Below are 17,783 nucleotides of genomic sequence, written 5' to 3'. Positions count from 1 at the left end.
TAGAACACCTCACGTTCGATAGGATGCGTTGATCTGTACGTAATCATAGGTTAAATCACAGCCCCAGACAGTTGCTTTCTCCACGCCGTCTGTTAACCCGATAAAAAGGTGAACCGTATCTTTAACCAATTCCTCTACACAATTCGGTTCATGGAAGGCAAGCAGCTGCCCTTCCTTAATAATCTGCTCTGATCCAATCGCAAGCGATAACCCCTGTTTATCAAATGCTACGCCGCTTGCACCTAGAGCACTGATGATTCTTCCCCAGTTGGCATCTTCACCATAAATTGCTGTTTTTACCAGACTGGAGCCAATCACTGCTTTCGCCATCTGCGCCGCTTCCTGCTCCGATCTAGCTCCTTCTAAACTTACTTCAACCAGCTTGGTTGCTCCCTCTCCGTCCTTAGCTATCATTTTTGCAAGCTCCCGGCTGACGAATTGCCACGCTTCCATAAATTGATGCCATTCCGGATGCTGTGGATGAAGTGTTTCATTATTCTGCATTCCGTTTGCTAAGATAAGTACCATATCATTCGTACTGCTGTCCCCGTCCACTGTAATACGATTAAAGGACTGATCGGTTATTTGTCTTAATCCCTGCTGGAGACTTTCCGTTTCTACGTTTGCATCGGTTGTAATAAAGGAAAGCATGGTCGCCATATTCGGGTGAATCATACCCGACCCTTTCGCAGCGCCGGCAATGGTGATGACTTTTCCATCTATTTCAACCTCGACAGCAATATGCTTCGTTTTCGTATCCGTTGTTAAAATGGCATGTTCAAAATCAACAGCTGCTTCACTCTCCCCAATACGGGCAATGGCTCCTTTAATAACATCCATTGGAAGCATCTCACCAATGACTCCCGTGGAGGCAACAGCCACTAAGGAAGAGTCAATTCCTATTTTTTTGGCTGTAAGCTGCTGCATTTCTAACGCATCCTGATAGCCTTGTTCACCTGTATACGAATTGGCATTAGCAGAATTGACAACGACTGCCTGCAGCTGGCCGGAATGCTTTAGTGCCTGCTGTGTTACATCCAGTGGGGCTGCCTGAAATGTATTCTGCGTATACACTCCCGCGGCATTTGCTGGTACATCGGAATAAAGCCAGCCGAAATCACGCTTAGATTTCCGCAGCCCTGCGTGTATGCCTCCTGCAGTAAATCCTTTAGGCTGATCAATATGTGCATTTTCTAAAATTTTAAATGACTTCGATAATGTATGTTCCACCTATGATTTTCCTCCTCAAAGTTGTTCTCCTTTAGATTATGGAAATACTGGAATAAACTCCAATCCCATTGTCTCATCCCATCCGTTCATCAGATTAGCATTATGAATTGCCTGGCCAGCCGCTCCTTTTACTAAATTATCAATCGCCGACGCTATCACAATGCTGTTTGTCCGCTCGTCTACATACGCTCCAATATCACAGTAATTACTGCCCGTTACCCCTTTTGTTGCCGGAAAATGACCTTCTGGCAAAATACGGACAAAGGATTTCTCCTGATAGTATTCCTGTAGATAATCTAAAATGGAGGCGGTGGTTTCCTGACTTTTCAAATCTGCATATATTGTGCATAACAGCCCTCTTGTCATTGGAATCAAATGCGTTGTAAAAGAAACCTTTACATCATTATCTGCAAATTGGGATGCATAACGTTCAATCTCCGGGATATGCTGATGCTGACCAATTTTATATGGAACAACATTTTCATTTGCTGAAGAGAAATGGGCTTTTTCACTTAAACCTTTTCCAGCTCCGGAAATCCCTGTTTTCGCATCGATGCGAATACCCTCTGTCTGAATTTTATTCCCATCAATAAGCGGGATTAATGCGGATAAAGCAGCAGTCGGGAAACAGCCCGGGTTAGAAATAATCGACGCTGATTTGATTTCCTCTGTAAAAATATCACTGAGTCCAAATACTGCTTTCTCCAGCACATCTGCAGAAGCAGGCTCTTTTCCATACCATTCCTTATATTCCTCTGAAGTAAGCCGGAAGTCGCCAGATAAATCGATACATTGAACGGAAGTATCCTGGAAAGAAGGAATAATATTTTTAGCGACACCAGCTGGGGCTGCTAAAAATAAAATATCAATCTCTTTTTCTAGCTCCTCGGTATTTAATGCTTCCATCTCTTTCGTAATAATACCGTTTAAATGCGGATAAGTAGCTGATAACTCCTCTCCTGCCTGTGATTGTGATATAATTTTAGTAATCTCGATTTCTTTATGTGATTGGAGAAGCCGGATAAGTTCAATCGCCCCATACCCGGTTCCGCCAATAATTGCTGCTTTCTTCAAAAACGCTCTCTCCCTTGTCTGAAAAATGAATTATTCATTATTATAAATTTTTATGTATGTTTATGCAAGGGAATTTATAAATATTAATGAAATTTCTTCAGATTAATTGTTTACTTGTATAATATATGAATAAAAAAGACACTGATCAAGCTTTATGATCAATGTCTTTTTCTTATCACACATCTTAAATAAATGGAATCCAAACCTTTGTATATCGGAGTTTTTGAAGCATCCTTAAATCAAGTTTCGTAGTATCTCAACTCAGATTCCTGTTATTTTCTCTTGTTTCTAACAGAAAAAAATTTATGCAGTCCTCCTGCATCCTCATTCAGCTTCCCGCACAAACCGTTCCAGAAAGCCATCCAATGTTTCCTTATATAATTCCTCATCTTTCACAAAGGACTCCCCGTGGCTCGCCTCATCCACAAGCAGAAGCTCCTTTTCACTTTTGGTATTTTCATAGAGCTCCTCTGTCATCTCAGTCGGCACAAAGACATCTTCTTTTCCATGAATATATAATATCGGAACTTCCGCTTTTGCAACTTGATCTAAAGCAGAGGCTTCCTTCAGCCCGTAACCGGCGCGCAGCTGTGTTACGAGACTGGTAGATGGGATAAACGGAAAGGAAGGCAAATGGAACATCCGGTCAATTTGGTAAGAGAATAATTCATTGACATCTGTATAAGAAGCATCCGCTACAACGGCTTTCACATTCGGCGGCAGTTCCTCCCCGCTTGCCATCAAAACAGAGGAGCCTCCCATGGAAACGCCATGTAATACAATTTCAGCATCATCACCCACACGTTCCATTACTTTATCAATCCAATCAAGCAAATCTAAACGGTCGTGCCAGCCAAAGCCGATATAATCTCCTTCACTCTCTCCATGTCCGCGCATATCCGCTGTAAAAATGTTATATCCTAAATCCTCATAATAATGCTGTCCGTATAAAGCCATATCTTTTCCGCGCCCTAAATAACCATGAGCAAAAATAACTACTTTGTTCGTAGGCTGTTCTGCTTCCAGATAATATCCTTGTAAATCAAGATTATCATAGGAAGTCTGATGCCAAGTTTCAAACGGCTGTTCATCCGACCAGTCCCGCCAATCACCTTCTAATAAAATATCCAGTGTCTCTGCTTCCACTTCCAGGTCATCATTATCGTTTAAAAAATCTTTTACATTCCTTTCAATGGCGAGGTTATAAAAGAAAATCGCAGCAGCAAAATTTATAATAAGGAGTATCAGCACAACTCCTGAAATAATCCAAATCCATTTCTTCTTTTTCTTCACACCCTGACCCTCTTTTCTATCTAACATTCTAACTACCTATTATACTAGAAATTCCCTGAAGTATATAATCCAAGTTATGGGAGAATGCCAGGAAATTTGTTTAATCGTACATACACAAATAAACGTATAAGGCTTTGTTAGCGCACAAAGCCTTATACGTTTTACACATGCTGTTTGATTAAATATGTCGTCTTTCCATTAAATGAATGCCTAGTCCGGTAAATAAGACAGTCATCAATGTTAAAATACTGATTGGCTGCAGGAGCTCTGTAAAGGAATAACCGTACACTGCTGCTCCCTGAATAATATCTAAACCATATTTGATTGGATTCAAATTTGCTAAAAACAGCAGGACAGGATTGCTGACAATTTCTAACGGCCAAAATGCGCCGCCAATCATGGCTAAACTTACTGTAATAATACTGATCGCTGCATTAAACTGCTCCACATTTTTAACAAGTGCTGTAATCAAAATAGACATAGCAACAATAGCTAAAGCATATGGAATCAGCATCAGTAAAATTTCAATCATTCGATCATTAAAGGTAATTCCCCGCCAGAAATAGAAGAAACTAAAAATAATTATAATTTGCAGATAGCCTTCTATAAAACTGTAAAACAGGTTCGCAATATACATTTCTGATTTCTTAATTGGCGATAAAATCATCCGGTCCCAGACACCCATTCTTTTTTCTGTCAGGATTTTGACTACCCCATACGCGATGGTATAAATAGCGAAAAATAATGCAAAGCCGCCCACACGATGTACATTATCATCATATTGCCAGGATTCCTCTCCTGAAAAGCTGTGTACCGACAAATCAAATGTACCTTCCGAGGCAGCTTCCTGGTAGGATGAAACGACTTGATCGGCTTCCATTCCTTCTGCGTCTGCTGCCTCCCGGATTAATGCCTCTTGCATATCTGTTGTATATACTTCCTGGACCGTCTGTTGGATCAGACCTGCATTCGGAGATTCTACTCCTACTAAAATATCAAAACGATCCACAGATAAGATAACGCCCGTATCTGCATCCCCTTCCCTTAACTCTTCTTGCAATGCTTCTTTATCAACTTCATAAAAACGAAAGGCTTCCTGCTCCTCCAGAGATTGCTGGTAATCACTTGCTCCATCTTCCACATAGACAGGAACTGGAATTCCACCGCCTCCTTCCCCTACATTTAAAGAAGAAATAACCCAGGCAAAGACAATCGACATTCCTGTAAAAAGGAGAAAAGTAAATGGATTACGAATAAACTCCCTTATCCGTGCTAATAATATGCCTTTCATCGTGTGGACCCCCTTTTTGGAAAGCTTATCGCAGCAACTATAATCATCAGAGCACCAAAACCAATCATGTAAATAAGATAATTCGAAATTTCCTCTATGCCGCTTCCCTGGAGTAACTGAATATAAGCACTTAATCCAGAGCCGTTCGGTGTCATATTACCGATACGCTGAATCATTTCCGATAATTCTCCAATCGGGAAAAAGCTCCCTCCGATAAATGCCAAAATAGAAGTAACAACCCCTGAGAAAAAGCCAACAATCGCATCTGATTTAAAACGATAGCTGATAGCCGTTAATAGTACGGTGATTCCACCTACTGCAACAGCATAGGAAAAGGTAGTTAACAAAAATGCCAGCACATCCTGAAATGTGACTTGGAAAACAACATAAGAAAAACCAAAAATAATCAATAGCTGAATAAAGGCAATGATCATACCAGAAATTAGGATACTGAAGAAGTACATCCATCTCGGCATATCACCGACAATAATACGGTCAAACACCTGATCCTGCCTTTCCCTGGTTGCAAAGAAACCAATGGTAGAAGCAACATATAACCCGGTAAAAACTGCCATGGCAACCGTATAATAATCACGAGAGGAAATCGGATCCAGCTGTTCAATCTGTGTCTGCTCGCCAACGTTTGAGGCAGCCTGCATTTCATTCATATCTACATCCAAATCATTTTGCTGCAGAAAGGCCTGCGTAGTCAGATTCTCATCAAATTGCTCCAAAATTTGTGATAAGACAGATGAATAGATTCCATCCTCCTGATTGACATGCAGCGTTAAATCTGGTTTGGCAGTGTCCTGCCCTGAGATAGCCTGCAGCATATCATAGGTGAAATTTTCTGGTACTTCGATTAAACCGGAAAAGGAATCATCCGCCAGCACATCTGCTTTTTCGTCTTCCTGTATAACCTCTAATTCAATCATTTCCTGCAAATCTTCCCCTTGAAAAATATCCTCCCGGAGCATCGTAATCATATGCAGGTCTTCGCTGTCACCAAACGCCTCTGCCGGCGCACCAATTGCTTCCATTTCATTGATAAATCGCTCGACCTGATCCGCTTCATCTTCATGCTCCAGCCAGGCTACTTTTAATTCAAGCTTTGGACTGCCGCTTTCCATAAACCCTGCCAATGCAAAGCTTAAAATAAGAATAAGGATAATCGGCAACCCCAGAAGTAAAAAAATCTGGACAGGATTACGCCATAGCAGGAGCAATTGTTTTTTAACTAGTTGAAATATCATAGCAATCCTCCTCTAATCACGTAATGCTCTTCCGGTTAAGTGCAGGAATACATCCTCCAGCGTTGGGGACTTCACATGCAGCGAGCGTAAAGAAATATCATATTTATCCGTCATCGAAATAATTTCAGAAAACAAATTGACTTCCTTTGGCGTAATTAATGTAATCTCTTTTTCTTCCACATGCACATTTGTCACCGATTCATGGTCCTTCAAACGGGCAATAAATGCTTCACTCCAATGGTCAGCCTGGATTGAAATCGTATTTTCGGAAGAAAGAATCTGCTTGATTTCCTCCTTCGTCCCAGAAGCAATTAAATTCCCCTGATCCATAATATAAATACGGTCACACAGATAATCTACTTCTTCCATGTAATGACTTGTATAGACGACCGTCATTTGATTTTCTTTGTTCAAACGTTTGACAGTCTCCAAAATATAGCTTCTGGATTGCGGGTCGATGCCGACAGTCGGTTCATCCATAATTAAAATTTGAGGGCTGTGGAGCATAGCTACCCCAATATTCAACCGTCTTTTCATCCCTCCGGAAAAAGACTCTACCAGCGCTTTTCGCTTCTCTGTTAAACCAATTTGCTCTAAAATCTCATTCACCCGCTGTTTTAAAGTTGAGCCCTTCAAACGATAAATTCTTCCAAAGAAAAGCAGGTTTTCTTCCGCCGATAACTGCGGATAAAGTGCGATTTCCTGCGGTACAACCCCAATGGCTTTCCGTAATGGAGATGGCTTTTTAATGACAGACTTTTTCAAAAACCGGACGTCTCCCTGTGTCGGCTCAATCAATGTAGAAAGGATAGAAATAGCCGTTGATTTACCAGCTCCGTTCGGACCGAGCAGACCGACGATTTCTCCCTGTTCAATAAACATATTTAATGCCTTTACTGCTTCTATTTTTTTAAAATGCTTTGAAATATCAACTAATTCCAGCATGTTAGCCCCTCCTGTCAAATCTACTTATATTTTATCGTCTTCCCGAGCAAAGCAACACTTTCCTCCGTCACTAATCGGATGGAAAAAAGTGACTCCAGTCATTTTTTCATCCAACACTTCTTCTTTCCTTGCTTAACACAAAAACAGCAGAACTGATTTTCAGCTCTGCTGTCATTAAGTAATTCATCCTTTTTCATTTTTAAATTGCCTTTGAGACCAAACCAGCGTAATAACGAATACGAGTGCGATGCTGAACAGAAAAATCAAAATTCCCATCTGCTGCTCATAAACCGGGTCAAAAGGCAGAAAACCAATATAGAATTCATCCGGCATTTGCAAATCGACCGGAATACATACGCGTAAGGACTCTAGAAAAACAGCCGGATCCTTGTAGGTTTGATAAATGCCTGAACCTGCTAAAAGACCATAAAAGCAATAGGGTAAGAATGCAGATATTTGAACGGCCGTTGCATACCATCTGACACGATTATTCAGCCAATAATAGAAAAATGCAGCCCAGAAATTCAATGCAGCCAAAAACAGACACATCATAAAGAAATGATTCCAGTACAGCTCTATACGGGCAATATCAAACATAAATGGCAGATGATAACCGTAAAAAAAGACCGTCAGCAGGGTAATAGCTACTGCAGGCTTCCGGAAATAAGCAAGTGCGCTTTGTATCCAGCTGATTTTTTCACTGATCCACGATTTTGGCCTCCATCCAATAACAAGCAAGGGAGCCGCAACAAAAAGTAAACCGACAATTTGATACATATGTGCCTGCAGGGTCAGCCTGCCAATAATATTTAATGGACTTCCCACAGACAAAAATAAGACAACCATGCCGAAGAGAAAAGAGATAATATAAAGCATACCGCTCTTTCCCTTGGAAGGAATCATAAAAAAATAACAAACAATCATAAATGCACAAAACAAAAAGATTCCGCCATTCCACAGGGTTGAAAAATGAAATTCATCTAAAAATATTGCAATCATCTCTTCTTCACCAAACTTTTATTTAAGGTTACTTCTATTTTAAATTATGTAACGGCGGACTTCAGCAGGGAATTCGTACAATTTCTTGACATTCGTTCTTGAAACTTCCTCATTTACGAAATATCATGAGTAACCGCATAAATGGCAAGCTGCGTCCGGTCACGTAAATCAGTCTTTTGCAGAATAACAGAAATATGATTTTTTATCGTTCCTATAGAAAGATACAATTCAGCAGCGATTTCTTTATTCGTTTTTCCCTGTCCAACCTTCTGAATAATTGCTCTTTCCCTTTCTGTTAGCTCAATATTTGCTGCAGCGCTTGTTTTTTTAGATTGCTTTAACAATCTCGGCATTACTTTCGCGGTCACCTCATCATGCAGCACCAAGCCGCCTTTCATCACGCTGTAAACTGCTTCAATAAGCTTTTTGCCGTCAGAGGTTTTCAACAAAAAACCGCTTGCTCCTTCATTCAGTGCTTTCAGTGCATATTCATCGTCATTAAAGGTCGTCAGAATGAGAATAGGCACATCCGGCCACCGCTCTTTGATTTTTCTAGTCGCCTCAATACCGTTCATATCCGGCATCCGGATGTCCATAAAAACAATGTCAACACGATGCGCGCTCATCTTTTCCATCGCCTCGATGCCATTACTTGCTTCACAGCTTATCCGAATTTGCTCATCCTGCTCCAAGATCATACGCAGCCCTTGACGTACGATTTCCTGATCCTCCACAAGCATCACGTGGAACATACATTATCATCTCCTTCCGTCATCAATATCAGCTGGGAATCCTTCCTGATAAAACAAACTTATCAGGTAACTGAAGAATCTCTAATTTCCCATCGAATTCCTCCACACGACTTTGCATATTTGTCAGACCAAATCCTGGTTCATATGCTTTTACTTGATGTATTTTATTACTGATTTCAAAATGGATTGCCTTATCTGCAGATTTACTTAAAGTTACAAAAACCTCACGGCTGTTGGCATGACGCATGGCATTGGTAATCCCTTCCTGAATCACCCGATAAAGAACAACACTTTTAGCATTAGAAATCGGCACGGATAAAACCCCGTTCTTCATCGTGAAATGCACATTCAAATGACTTTCACTTTCCAACTTCCGAATCAGCTGGACGACCGTTGCGATACCTTCCGATTCCTCCACTTTTAAAGCTTTGACAGCATCCCTGGTTTCCTGCAGGCTTCTGTTTGCCAATTCCTTCATCTGTCCAACTTCCAGCTCTGGATATTGAATCGACAGCATCTCTATCTGCATCATTAATGCAGTCAAATGATGTCCGACAGAATCATGCATATCTCTGGCGATACGTGCTCTTTCCTCTGTTTTTGCATTTTTCTCCGCATCCACATGCTGCCGTTTCAGCTGCCTGTAGGAATCATTCAACTCCTCGTATAAACGCTTATAATACTGGTTATGACTCCATTGCTGATGCAGAAGAATGCTTATTATCAAAATAAAAATGCTTCCAAGAAATAATTCAAGGGAAATCGATGAAAAAAAAGAAAAGAACATACACGCTGCTATTGCTGCAGCTGACAGCGTATAATATGCCAGTGTTTCTACCTGCCTGGCAGCTAACACCAGCAAAAACCATATTAAACTGATAGAAAATAAAACATTTTCCGAGAAAAAGAAACCGGCGCATAGAATAATGATGGTATTGCCTAAGAAAAGATACAGATTCTTCGTTCGAAACGATAAGAGAAAGAAAAAAGCCAGACTCAGTGCAAATAAAAAGAAATGATAAGGGATAAATGTACTGTTAAATAAGAGTAATCCAACCCATAATATTGAAAAAAACAGAAATTGCAGCCAAAATTGTTTCATCCTGTCCCCCTCTGGATTTACGACCTTATATCCTCTAAATAGGTAGTAACTACACGCCAGACTTCTATCTTCTCTTCAAATGTTTTATTATATTTTCCGGGAACAGGGCTTGTAGAAGGAAGCTTTATCACATCGATTTCCTGTTGGAGCGCCGGAGCAATAAACTTATGGAACATTTGATATGCTTTTGTTCCATTACAAGCGATCAGCTGAATAGAAGGATATGCCTTTAAAAGTCCTGCAATATCATTCGGCTCTTCTTCTTCAATATGCATATCCAGACTTCCTTGCCGATAGCAATAGCCGACAGTATCCCATAACGCCAAGTGATGCTTTTTCATTAAATGTAATTTTTCAGAATACGTATCTGCGGCTCTTTCATTTAAAATATGATACATAATCGGCCAGAAATGATTTCTGGGATTTCCATAATATTCTTGTTCTTTTAATGACTTTTTACTTGGCATGGAACCGACAATCAGCACTCTAGGCTGATTACCGATAACCGGCGCAAATGATTGAAGCTTATCCATGATAGCCCTCCCCCTGAACCCTGTTTTTAAAAGATTGTTTAACAAACACATCTTTACAATTCTACACTTTTAATAAACTTAGCCGGATTTCCTCCGTAAACAACGTTTGCAGGAACATCCTTTGTTACGACAGAGCCTGAAGCAATCACTGCATTATCTCCAATCGTTACACCAGGATTAATGATTGCCCCGCCGCCAATCCATACATTATCACCTATGGTTACTGCCTTACCAAATTCTTTTCCGGAGTTACGCTCTACGGGATTGATTGGATGCGTTGCTGTATAAATATGTACACCTGGGGCCAGCATGCAATTGTCACCAATTCGTATCGGGCAAACATCTAACATAACACAGTTAAAGTTTGCATAAAAATTTTCCCCAACATGAATGTTAAAACCATAATCACAATGAAAATCAGGTTCAATAAACAGAGATCCCTCTGTTGAGCCAAATATTTCTTTCAGACAGCTTGTCCGTCTTACCGTATCATCCTCTGTCAGCCCGTTATAATAACGCATCATCTTTCTGACATGCAGCCGGTCCTTTACTAATTCACTATCTCCCGGATTATATATTTCCCCTGCCTGCATCTTCTCTCTTTCTGTTGTCATTACATCTCCTCTTTCATTTTGTTTTTGTCCTGTTTCCGAACACGGTTTTTAACCCATTGAATCATTCTTTTTACTTTGGGGAACAGAAACTCATATAGCCGCTTAAATTCTGCACCAAATAAGACCCAAAAAAGGATATACAGATGCCCTAATAAGAGAAAGACTCCTATACCGCTTCTTCCTCTGGCCTGCTGCCATATATATGCTATTTCATTCATACCCTCTGGACGATTAATGCTATATAGAAAGCCTGCAAGCGGTAATAACAGAGATAAAATAATAGCTAGAACGGCCAACACTTCAAATCGTCTTCTCACCCATTGGATAATACCAATCATCAATGCAGCTGATATAACCAGACCGTAGATAAGGAGCGTGCCGTTTGATAAATCAGTCATCCCGATGACTCCTCCTTCCATTTTTCAAGGAAAACTTGACATTCATTAAAGGAGCGTTGAAATCATATTTTTACTTTCTTAGAATCCCTTATACGCTTCATATCATGTCCAACATACGTTATTCCTTAAATTCTCTATACATTCTTAAAATACATGAAAATATATACTTCGATTTTAGCGTAACCCGGTCTTGAATTCCAGTAATCTTTGAAACAACAATTAAAAAACTGCCACCGAAGTGACAGTTTTAATGCTTATTTAAGATACTTCTTCAGCAAGCTCTCTTGTTCCAGTAACCTGCTTTTCTTTTTTACGCCGCGGTGTCATATTGAAAATTATATTTAATACAATCGCAGTAACACTTCCTGCAACAATGCCGTTGCTGGTTAAAATTTGCAATGAGTTTGGAAGTACATCAAATAATTCCGGCACGACTGTCACACCGAGACCCATTCCAATTGAACAAGCAATAATCATGGAATTCTCCGGCGACTCGGATATTACAGCACCAAGCATTTTTATGCCTTGTGCAACAACCATTCCAAACATCGCTAACATCGCTCCGCCCAGCACAGAGGTCGGAATAATCGTTGTCACGGCAGCAATCTTAGGGACAAATCCCAATACAATCAGCATCACCCCGGTAATCACAATGACACGTCTTTTTTTCACACCTGTCATCTGCATCAAACCGACGTTTTGAGAAAAGGCTGTGTACTGAAATGCGTTAAAGATTCCTCCAAGGAAAATCGCTAATCCCTCTGCACGATACCCTCTGGATAAATCTTTTTCATTTAATTTTTTATCCGTAATATCACCTAATGCAAAATAAACACCTGTTGATTCGACCAGTGACACCATCGCAACTAAAATCATTGTAATAATTGCCGACCATTCAAAGGTCGGTGTCCCAAAGTAAAATGGATGAACCATATGGAAATAAGAAGCCTCTGCAACAGCTGAAAAATCAACTCTTCCCATAAATGCAGCTGCAATCGTTCCTGCACCTAAACCAATCAGGATGGAAATGGATTTTAAAAATCCTGTTGTAAACCGGTACATTAAAATAATAAATAATAATGTTCCAAATCCAAGCGCGATATGCGCAGTTGATCCGAAATCGCCTGCTCCTTCTCCGCCGCCCAGATTATTAATGGCTACAGGAATCAAGGTAATTCCGATAATCGTTACAACGGAACCGGTAACGACTGGCGGAAAAAAGCGAACCAGCTTTCCAAAAAATCCGCTCACGACGACGACAAATAACCCGGATACAATAATCGCACCGTATATCGCCGTGATGCCATACTGTCCGCCGATAGCAATCATAGGAGCAACTGCGGTAAAGGTACACCCTAAGACAACCGGAAGTCCGATACCGATAAATTTGCTGTTTAATACTTGCAGCAGTGTCGCCACGCCGCACATTAAAATATCAATTGCTACCAAGTACGTTAATTGCTCTGTACTCAGTCCGAGAGCATCCCCGACAATCAGCGGAACTAAAATTGCTCCTGCATACATTGCTAATAGGTGCTGGAAACCTAATGCTGCCATTTTCATTGCCTGAGAGCCTCCTCTTTAAAAGCCACCTGATTATTTTCTAAGGAGTCAATAATAGCCAACGATTCTACTTTAATTCCTTTATCACGAAGTGCCTGTCCACCTTCTTGAAAGCCTTTTTCAATGACGATGCCGATACCGGCAACATCCGCCTTTGCCTGCTCTGCAATATCTATTAACCCAAGTGCTGCCTGGCCATTAGCCAGGAAATCATCAATAACCAGCAGGTTGTCGCCCTCTTTAATAAAATCATGGGAAACAGAAACCTTGCTTGTCGTCTGTTTTGTAAATGAATAAACCTCAGCAGTTAAGAGATTATCTGTTAACGTCAACGATTGACGTTTCCTTGCAAATATAACCGGAACACCAAGCTCCAGCCCTGCCATCGTCGCAGGAGCAATGCCTGAAGATTCCAACGTAAGAATTTTAGTTATCTTTTTGTCACGGAATCGATTCGCGAATTCCTTCCCGATTTCCTGCATTAATACAGGATCAACTTGATGATTTAAAAAAGCATCTACTTTTAACACGCTATCTGATAATACTTTTCCTTCTGTTACAATTTTTTCTTTTAGTAAATCCATGAATGATTCCTCCTAAAGTATTAAAAAGCCCGAAAATCTACCATGGAAAAAGTAGATTTTCGAGCTTTTTGTCGAATAATCAAGCAAGCGTGCATTGTTTTCAGACATAATACAAGCTTTTTAATACTTTTCCATAGTCAGTTTATTTACGGTAAACCGGTAGAAACTTGCAGGCCGTATCCCCACGATTATATGAAAAATATTCATTTTTGGGTTGAGTTAAAAAATAAAGAATGCCTATAGTATAGCACGTACAATCACAAAAACAAGCATAAGGGAAAAATTAAAATCTTTCTAATAATTCCGATTAAAAAATGCCTTTCTTATTTATTCTCCCATTCCAAAAATTCCAGCCTGTTTCCAAACGGGTCCTTGATATAGAATCTTCGCGCATTCGGAAGTTTACTGTCTCTTTTTGTCGGAAAGCCGGCATTTTCTAAATAAGTTTGCAACGCGTCGATTCCTGATACACTAAAAGCAGGATGTGCTTTTTTCATAGGGGAAAATGGTTCCTCGATTCCAATATGAAGCGCGATGTCTCCCTTGTTAAACCAGACCCCTCCATTTGCCTTTAGCGACTCCGGTTTTTCTTCTTCTGCAAACCCTAAAATATCACGGTAGAACTTTTTCGCTGTTTCCTCCGAACCCTTTGGTGCAGAAAGCTGAATATGATCTAATTTTTCTAATTGAAATGTCATGTTTGCTCTTCCTCCTTTGGATTGAAAGCTTATATCAAGCATAGCAGGATGAGGCGAAAAGTAAAAATCGTATTTTTGAATCTATTTGTATTTGTTTTACTTATTGGATAAAAGCTGCTAATCTCCCCCCAATGAAAAAAATCTCCCTGTATCAGGAGACTTTTATTCAAATTATACACTTGTATATCCGCCGTCAACCAGCAAGCTTGCCCCTGTAATGAAAGAAGCTTCCTCACTTGCCAAGAATAGAACGGCATTCGCTACTTCCTCTGGTTTCCCAAGTCTTCCAATAGGATGAAGTCTTATTAAATCTTGCTTTGCTTCATCTGGCGCATCTTTGAGTAATGGCGTATCAATATAGCCAGGATTGACATTATTGATTCGGATTCCTTTTGCTGCATATTCTGCTGTAGCTGTCTGAGTCAGCAGCTTCACCCCGCCTTTTGCAGCAGCATAGGCGCTGACCCCGGCTTTGCCGACAAAGCCATGGATTGAATCGTTATTTACAATGGCGCCGCCCTTTTCTTGTTTTAACATTTGCTTAATCGCATATTTATTCGTTAGAAATACGCCTGTTAAATTAACGTCGATTACCTTCTGCCAATCCTTTAAAGACAATTCATGCAGGATTGTGCTGTTCCCGATTCCTGCATTTGCAAAAACGATGTCTAGACGGTCATATGCGGCAACTGTTTCCTGTATTAATTTTTGAATATCCACTTCATTAGTCACATCCGTTTGGATAAAAGTTGTCTTCAGTCCCTTATGATTGAGTTCATCTGACAGCTGTCTCCCTTTCTCGGACATATCAGAGAGTACTACCTTGGCACCCTGTTCAGCAAATTTCACCGCAGTTGCTTCTCCAATCCCGCTTGCTGCGCCTGTTACAATCACTACCTTATCATCAAATCGACTTGTCATTTTCAATACATCCTTTCTGTACTTCAGTTCAATTCATTAAATCGTATTGTTTCCAAGTCGGAAAAAGATAACCATTTTTTCCAAACTGATGCTAATGACAATGCAAATTTTCTCTTTCACCTTAATGAAAGAGAGCTTATTTAAAAATATAAAAATCCCGGGAGCGAGGCCGCTGCCGGGATAGGATAATAAATTATGTATACAGGCCACATTTGCCGTACCATGCAATAAAAAGTTTTAAACCACCACTTCGCAAAGTGGGTGTCCGCAGAAACCTTCCTGTCTTCCATTCCTTTATGACGGCTCGACATTTCAATTTCGATGTAAAACTCCCTATTCCAACATTAGAGGTTAAAACTTTTATTGATACGAACAATGTAGCTTGTAGAATTTATCATACGCCTTTTTTCTAAAAAAAGCAATGATAAGGATAGCCTAATTTTTTCTTTTTAAACAGTTAAAAAGTAACCATCTTTTTTGATTTCTGATATCAATTCCTGTGAAATCAAATTCTATTTTTTATAAATACAGCTTCGTTGATCCCCGCCCTGTCTTATTTTTAGAGCCTGTTTTGGGATAGCTTCGGCGTTTGCTAGCTTTTGACGCCAGCCATCTTTCTAAAAAGTGTTCCGCATTCCCATCCTGCTGTGCTTCCAGAGCCTTCATCAAAATAAACGCAGAAGCCTTTGCATCTTCTAAAGCGTGGTGATGAATTAATGGAATATCATGATAATCAGCTACTGTATGCAAGCGGTGATTTTCTAAATGTGGCCATACACGCTGGGATATTTTCACAGTGCATAAGGAAGTAAAGTCAGGATGTCTTAAATCATATTTTAATAGCGATTGACGCAGCACACTCATGTCAAAACTGGCATTATGCGCTACTATAATATGCCCTTCCAGTTTTTCATACAAGGCAGGCCACAGGTCTTCGAAAGTAGGCGCATCCTGCACGTCATCCTCTCTGATACCGTGAATCCGGATATTCATACTGCGAAAATCACTCATCGGGTTGATCAGGGAGTAATACTCGTCCAAAATCTCCTGCTCATCAAAACGGACCACACCTATTGAACAGGCACTGTTTCTTTTTTCATTGGCTGTTTCAAAATCAATTGCTGCAAACTTCATCTGTTATCAGCTCCTAATAGCTTGTAAATCTTTGGCCGGTAGTTCGTAAAAATTCTTCCCTTTTTTAGTCTGCACGTTTATTTTTGACTGTTCCTCTAAATAAATCAATCGTGTCAAGGTCGCCATAAATTGACTGGCAAAGGCAAGACTTTTCATCGGACCATACGCTTTTGTTGTTAATTTAAAAGCAGTCATTTCTTCCTCTTCCATCAGCTCCAATAATTGCTGCAGCCGTTTTTCATGACGTTGGAATATATCTGTTATCCGTTCATTTAGGTCTTCAATGATATCACCATGCCCCGGCAACGCCTGGCGTACCTGATAGCCCTTCAATAGCTCCAGTGCTTCAAAATAAGCTTCCAGCGCATTGTGTTCCTCTCCCATCCATAACCCGATTACCGGGGAAAGATGGTTTAATACATGATCACCAATAATCATCATTTCTGTTTCCGGCTGATAGAAGCAATAATGATCAGGTGCGTGGCCAGGCGTCCATATCGTCTGGTATGACCGGTTTCCGAGTGTTATTTCATCATTATCTTCAAAAAATCCATTCGGCTCAAATTTATAAATATGGGATTCATCTCTTATTTTTAAAGGAATCGGCGGAGCTCCATGTTTTTTGATTAAACGCTTTATTCGATTTTTACGAGCTTTCGCATCTCTTCCCTTATGCATTTCTTCATAACCGCGCCTGGACACATACACAGGAATTTCATAGATTTCTTGAAACCAGCGAGCTAAGCCGATATGATCCTCATGCGTATGTGTTAGCACAAGCTTTTCAATTTTATACTTACTTAGAACACGCTCCCATAAAGCTTTTGTTTCTGGTGCATGGATTCCTGTATCAATCACGGTATAACCATTGTCGCCTTTGATAAGATAACTGTTTACCTCTCCCATAGCCCCTTTAAACCGGACAACAAGACGGTAAATGTCATCTGTTATTTGCTCTAGCATGTCGAACCTCTCTTTTCTGCATCCTTTATATTGTTATTCTATCGCGATTTCCTGCTTTTGCAAACTGAAAGATACTGACAATTGGCAATGACTTGGTGTCCAGCCTTTAAAGAATAACCAATTACTGGTAGTCTAAATAAGGTGAAAGGAGCGGATAAAATTGAAAAAAGATACATTGAATATTATCTTTGCAATTATCGTTTGCACTACGATTATTACCATTGGGAGTATTTTGGCTATACAAATTAATAACAATCATAAAGCGAACGAGCTGATTATTGAAAAGTGTATGGAGAACTTGCATGAAGAAGAAAGTGTTACATTGGAAAAAGAAGGGCTCTGGTCTCCCGTAGTCTGTGAAAAATAATGTTGAAATTCAAATAAAAGCAGTTCATTTTAGCATATTTAATTTAGTGTTCTTCACAAAAGAAAGGGA

General features: G+C 40.1%; 19 protein-coding genes, 1 other RNA gene and 1 riboswitch. Of the genes, 1 reads left to right on the top strand and 19 read right to left on the bottom strand.

The window, feature by feature from the left end:
- Window positions 1–9 precede the first annotated feature (9 nt).
- The 19 genes from argJ to ACFO3P_RS20540 form a co-directional block, all read right to left on the bottom strand.
- Window positions 10–1,230: a bifunctional ornithine acetyltransferase/N-acetylglutamate synthase gene (gene argJ, locus ACFO3P_RS20630; protein WP_042533740.1), complete on the bottom strand. Its 1,221-nt coding sequence runs from the start codon at window positions 1,228–1,230 to the stop codon at window positions 10–12.
- 36 nt (window positions 1,231–1,266) lie between these two features.
- On the bottom strand, window positions 1,267–2,304 hold the full coding sequence (argC, locus tag ACFO3P_RS20625; RefSeq protein ID WP_042533738.1) for an N-acetyl-gamma-glutamyl-phosphate reductase: 1,038 nt from the start codon (window positions 2,302–2,304) through the stop codon (window positions 1,267–1,269).
- Between the two features lie 324 nt (window positions 2,305–2,628).
- Entirely contained in the window at window positions 2,629–3,597 is a 969-nt protein-coding gene (locus ACFO3P_RS20620) for an alpha/beta hydrolase (protein WP_042536207.1), read from the bottom strand.
- Between the two features lie 178 nt (window positions 3,598–3,775).
- Complete coding sequence (locus tag ACFO3P_RS20615; protein WP_193062034.1) at window positions 3,776–4,888, bottom strand: ABC transporter permease; 1,113 nt, start codon at window positions 4,886–4,888, stop codon at window positions 3,776–3,778.
- Entirely contained in the window at window positions 4,885–6,141 is a 1,257-nt protein-coding gene (locus ACFO3P_RS20610) for an ABC transporter permease (protein ID WP_256706209.1), read from the bottom strand. Before ACFO3P_RS20610 ends, ACFO3P_RS20615 begins: the two co-directional genes overlap by 4 nt.
- A gap of 12 nt (window positions 6,142–6,153) precedes the next feature.
- Complete coding sequence (locus tag ACFO3P_RS20605; protein WP_042533733.1) at window positions 6,154–7,086, bottom strand: ABC transporter ATP-binding protein; 933 nt, start codon at window positions 7,084–7,086, stop codon at window positions 6,154–6,156.
- 183 nt (window positions 7,087–7,269) lie between these two features.
- Window positions 7,270–8,085: a cytochrome c oxidase assembly protein gene (locus tag ACFO3P_RS20600; protein WP_256706208.1), complete on the bottom strand. Its 816-nt coding sequence runs from the start codon at window positions 8,083–8,085 to the stop codon at window positions 7,270–7,272.
- 113 nt (window positions 8,086–8,198) lie between these two features.
- Window positions 8,199–8,837, bottom strand: coding sequence for a response regulator transcription factor (locus ACFO3P_RS20595; protein ID WP_193062030.1), 639 nt, complete (start codon window positions 8,835–8,837; stop codon window positions 8,199–8,201).
- Window positions 8,838–8,865: 28 nt separating this feature from the next.
- On the bottom strand, window positions 8,866–9,939 hold the full coding sequence (locus ACFO3P_RS20590) for a sensor histidine kinase (RefSeq protein WP_256706207.1): 1,074 nt from the start codon (window positions 9,937–9,939) through the stop codon (window positions 8,866–8,868).
- Window positions 9,940–9,956: 17 nt separating this feature from the next.
- Window positions 9,957–10,472, bottom strand: a complete 516-nt coding sequence (locus ACFO3P_RS20585; protein WP_193062028.1) for a DNA-deoxyinosine glycosylase — start codon at window positions 10,470–10,472, stop codon at window positions 9,957–9,959.
- 53 nt (window positions 10,473–10,525) lie between these two features.
- A complete protein-coding gene (locus ACFO3P_RS20580; protein WP_256706206.1) occupies window positions 10,526–11,086 on the bottom strand; it encodes a maltose acetyltransferase domain-containing protein in 561 nt (186 codons plus the stop codon).
- On the bottom strand, window positions 11,086–11,484 hold the full coding sequence (locus ACFO3P_RS20575; RefSeq protein WP_042533726.1) for a hypothetical protein: 399 nt from the start codon (window positions 11,482–11,484) through the stop codon (window positions 11,086–11,088). The genes ACFO3P_RS20580 and ACFO3P_RS20575 overlap by 1 nt, the downstream gene beginning before the upstream one ends.
- 258 nt (window positions 11,485–11,742) lie before the next feature.
- Window positions 11,743–13,047 (bottom strand): nucleobase:cation symporter-2 family protein, encoded by a 1,305-nt coding sequence (locus ACFO3P_RS20570; protein ID WP_042533724.1) that lies wholly within the window; start codon window positions 13,045–13,047, stop codon window positions 11,743–11,745.
- Window positions 13,044–13,631 carry a xanthine phosphoribosyltransferase gene (locus tag ACFO3P_RS20565; protein WP_042533723.1) on the bottom strand — a complete coding sequence of 196 codons (588 nt, stop codon included), beginning with the start codon at window positions 13,629–13,631 and terminating at the stop codon, window positions 13,044–13,046. The genes ACFO3P_RS20570 and ACFO3P_RS20565 overlap by 4 nt, the downstream gene beginning before the upstream one ends.
- Before the next feature lie 114 nt (window positions 13,632–13,745).
- Window positions 13,746–13,847, bottom strand: a riboswitch (purine riboswitch).
- A gap of 107 nt (window positions 13,848–13,954) precedes the next feature.
- Window positions 13,955–14,329, bottom strand: a complete 375-nt coding sequence (locus ACFO3P_RS20560) for a VOC family protein (RefSeq protein WP_042533722.1) — start codon at window positions 14,327–14,329, stop codon at window positions 13,955–13,957.
- A gap of 171 nt (window positions 14,330–14,500) precedes the next feature.
- On the bottom strand, window positions 14,501–15,250 hold the full coding sequence (locus ACFO3P_RS20555; protein WP_042533721.1) for an SDR family NAD(P)-dependent oxidoreductase: 750 nt from the start codon (window positions 15,248–15,250) through the stop codon (window positions 14,501–14,503).
- Between the two features lie 199 nt (window positions 15,251–15,449).
- Window positions 15,450–15,637, bottom strand: a non-coding RNA gene (gene ssrS, locus ACFO3P_RS20550) — 6S RNA.
- A gap of 132 nt (window positions 15,638–15,769) precedes the next feature.
- A complete protein-coding gene (locus tag ACFO3P_RS20545) occupies window positions 15,770–16,384 on the bottom strand; it encodes a 3'-5' exonuclease (protein ID WP_042533719.1) in 615 nt (204 codons plus the stop codon).
- A 6-nt stretch (window positions 16,385–16,390) separates the two neighbouring features.
- On the bottom strand, window positions 16,391–17,347 hold the full coding sequence (locus ACFO3P_RS20540; RefSeq protein WP_256706204.1) for an MBL fold metallo-hydrolase: 957 nt from the start codon (window positions 17,345–17,347) through the stop codon (window positions 16,391–16,393).
- 160 nt (window positions 17,348–17,507) lie between these two features.
- Between ACFO3P_RS20540 and ACFO3P_RS20535 the strand changes: the two genes are divergently transcribed.
- Window positions 17,508–17,714 carry a hypothetical protein gene (locus tag ACFO3P_RS20535; protein ID WP_212929126.1) on the top strand — a complete coding sequence of 69 codons (207 nt, stop codon included), beginning with the start codon at window positions 17,508–17,510 and terminating at the stop codon, window positions 17,712–17,714.
- Window positions 17,715–17,783: the final 69 nt, after the last annotated feature.

Origin of the sequence: Oceanobacillus aidingensis, from assembly GCF_042654105.1 — a bacterium.
GTDB lineage: Bacteria > Bacillota > Bacilli > Bacillales > Amphibacillaceae > Oceanobacillus > Oceanobacillus oncorhynchi.
Note: the sequence above shows the minus strand (reverse complement) of the source record. Positions and strands in the feature narration are given on the sequence as shown.

What these genes read in the sequence shown, in the direction of transcription:
- ACFO3P_RS20615 (WP_193062034.1), bottom strand. Translation starts at nt 4,888, where the DNA reads ATGAAAGGCATATTATTAGCACGGATAAGGGAGTTTATTCGTAATCCA.
- ACFO3P_RS20610 (WP_256706209.1), bottom strand. Translation starts at nt 6,141, where the DNA reads ATGATATTTCAACTAGTTAAAAAACAATTGCTCCTGCTATGGCGTAAT.
- ACFO3P_RS20605 (WP_042533733.1), bottom strand. Translation starts at nt 7,086, where the DNA reads ATGCTGGAATTAGTTGATATTTCAAAGCATTTTAAAAAAATAGAAGCA.
- ACFO3P_RS20600 (WP_256706208.1), bottom strand. Translation starts at nt 8,085, where the DNA reads ATGATTGCAATATTTTTAGATGAATTTCATTTTTCAACCCTGTGGAAT.
- ACFO3P_RS20595 (WP_193062030.1), bottom strand. Translation starts at nt 8,837, where the DNA reads ATGTTCCACGTGATGCTTGTGGAGGATCAGGAAATCGTACGTCAAGGG.
- ACFO3P_RS20590 (WP_256706207.1), bottom strand. Translation starts at nt 9,939, where the DNA reads ATGAAACAATTTTGGCTGCAATTTCTGTTTTTTTCAATATTATGGGTT.
- ACFO3P_RS20585 (WP_193062028.1), bottom strand. Translation starts at nt 10,472, where the DNA reads ATGGATAAGCTTCAATCATTTGCGCCGGTTATCGGTAATCAGCCTAGA.
- ACFO3P_RS20580 (WP_256706206.1), bottom strand. Translation starts at nt 11,086, where the DNA reads ATGACAACAGAAAGAGAGAAGATGCAGGCAGGGGAAATATATAATCCG.
- ACFO3P_RS20575 (WP_042533726.1), bottom strand. Translation starts at nt 11,484, where the DNA reads ATGACTGATTTATCAAACGGCACGCTCCTTATCTACGGTCTGGTTATA.
- ACFO3P_RS20570 (WP_042533724.1), bottom strand. Translation starts at nt 13,047, where the DNA reads ATGAAAATGGCAGCATTAGGTTTCCAGCACCTATTAGCAATGTATGCA.
- ACFO3P_RS20565 (WP_042533723.1), bottom strand. Translation starts at nt 13,631, where the DNA reads ATGGATTTACTAAAAGAAAAAATTGTAACAGAAGGAAAAGTATTATCA.
- ACFO3P_RS20560 (WP_042533722.1), bottom strand. Translation starts at nt 14,329, where the DNA reads ATGACATTTCAATTAGAAAAATTAGATCATATTCAGCTTTCTGCACCA.
- ACFO3P_RS20555 (WP_042533721.1), bottom strand. Translation starts at nt 15,250, where the DNA reads ATGACAAGTCGATTTGATGATAAGGTAGTGATTGTAACAGGCGCAGCA.
- ACFO3P_RS20545 (WP_042533719.1), bottom strand. Translation starts at nt 16,384, where the DNA reads ATGAAGTTTGCAGCAATTGATTTTGAAACAGCCAATGAAAAAAGAAAC.
- ACFO3P_RS20540 (WP_256706204.1), bottom strand. Translation starts at nt 17,347, where the DNA reads ATGCTAGAGCAAATAACAGATGACATTTACCGTCTTGTTGTCCGGTTT.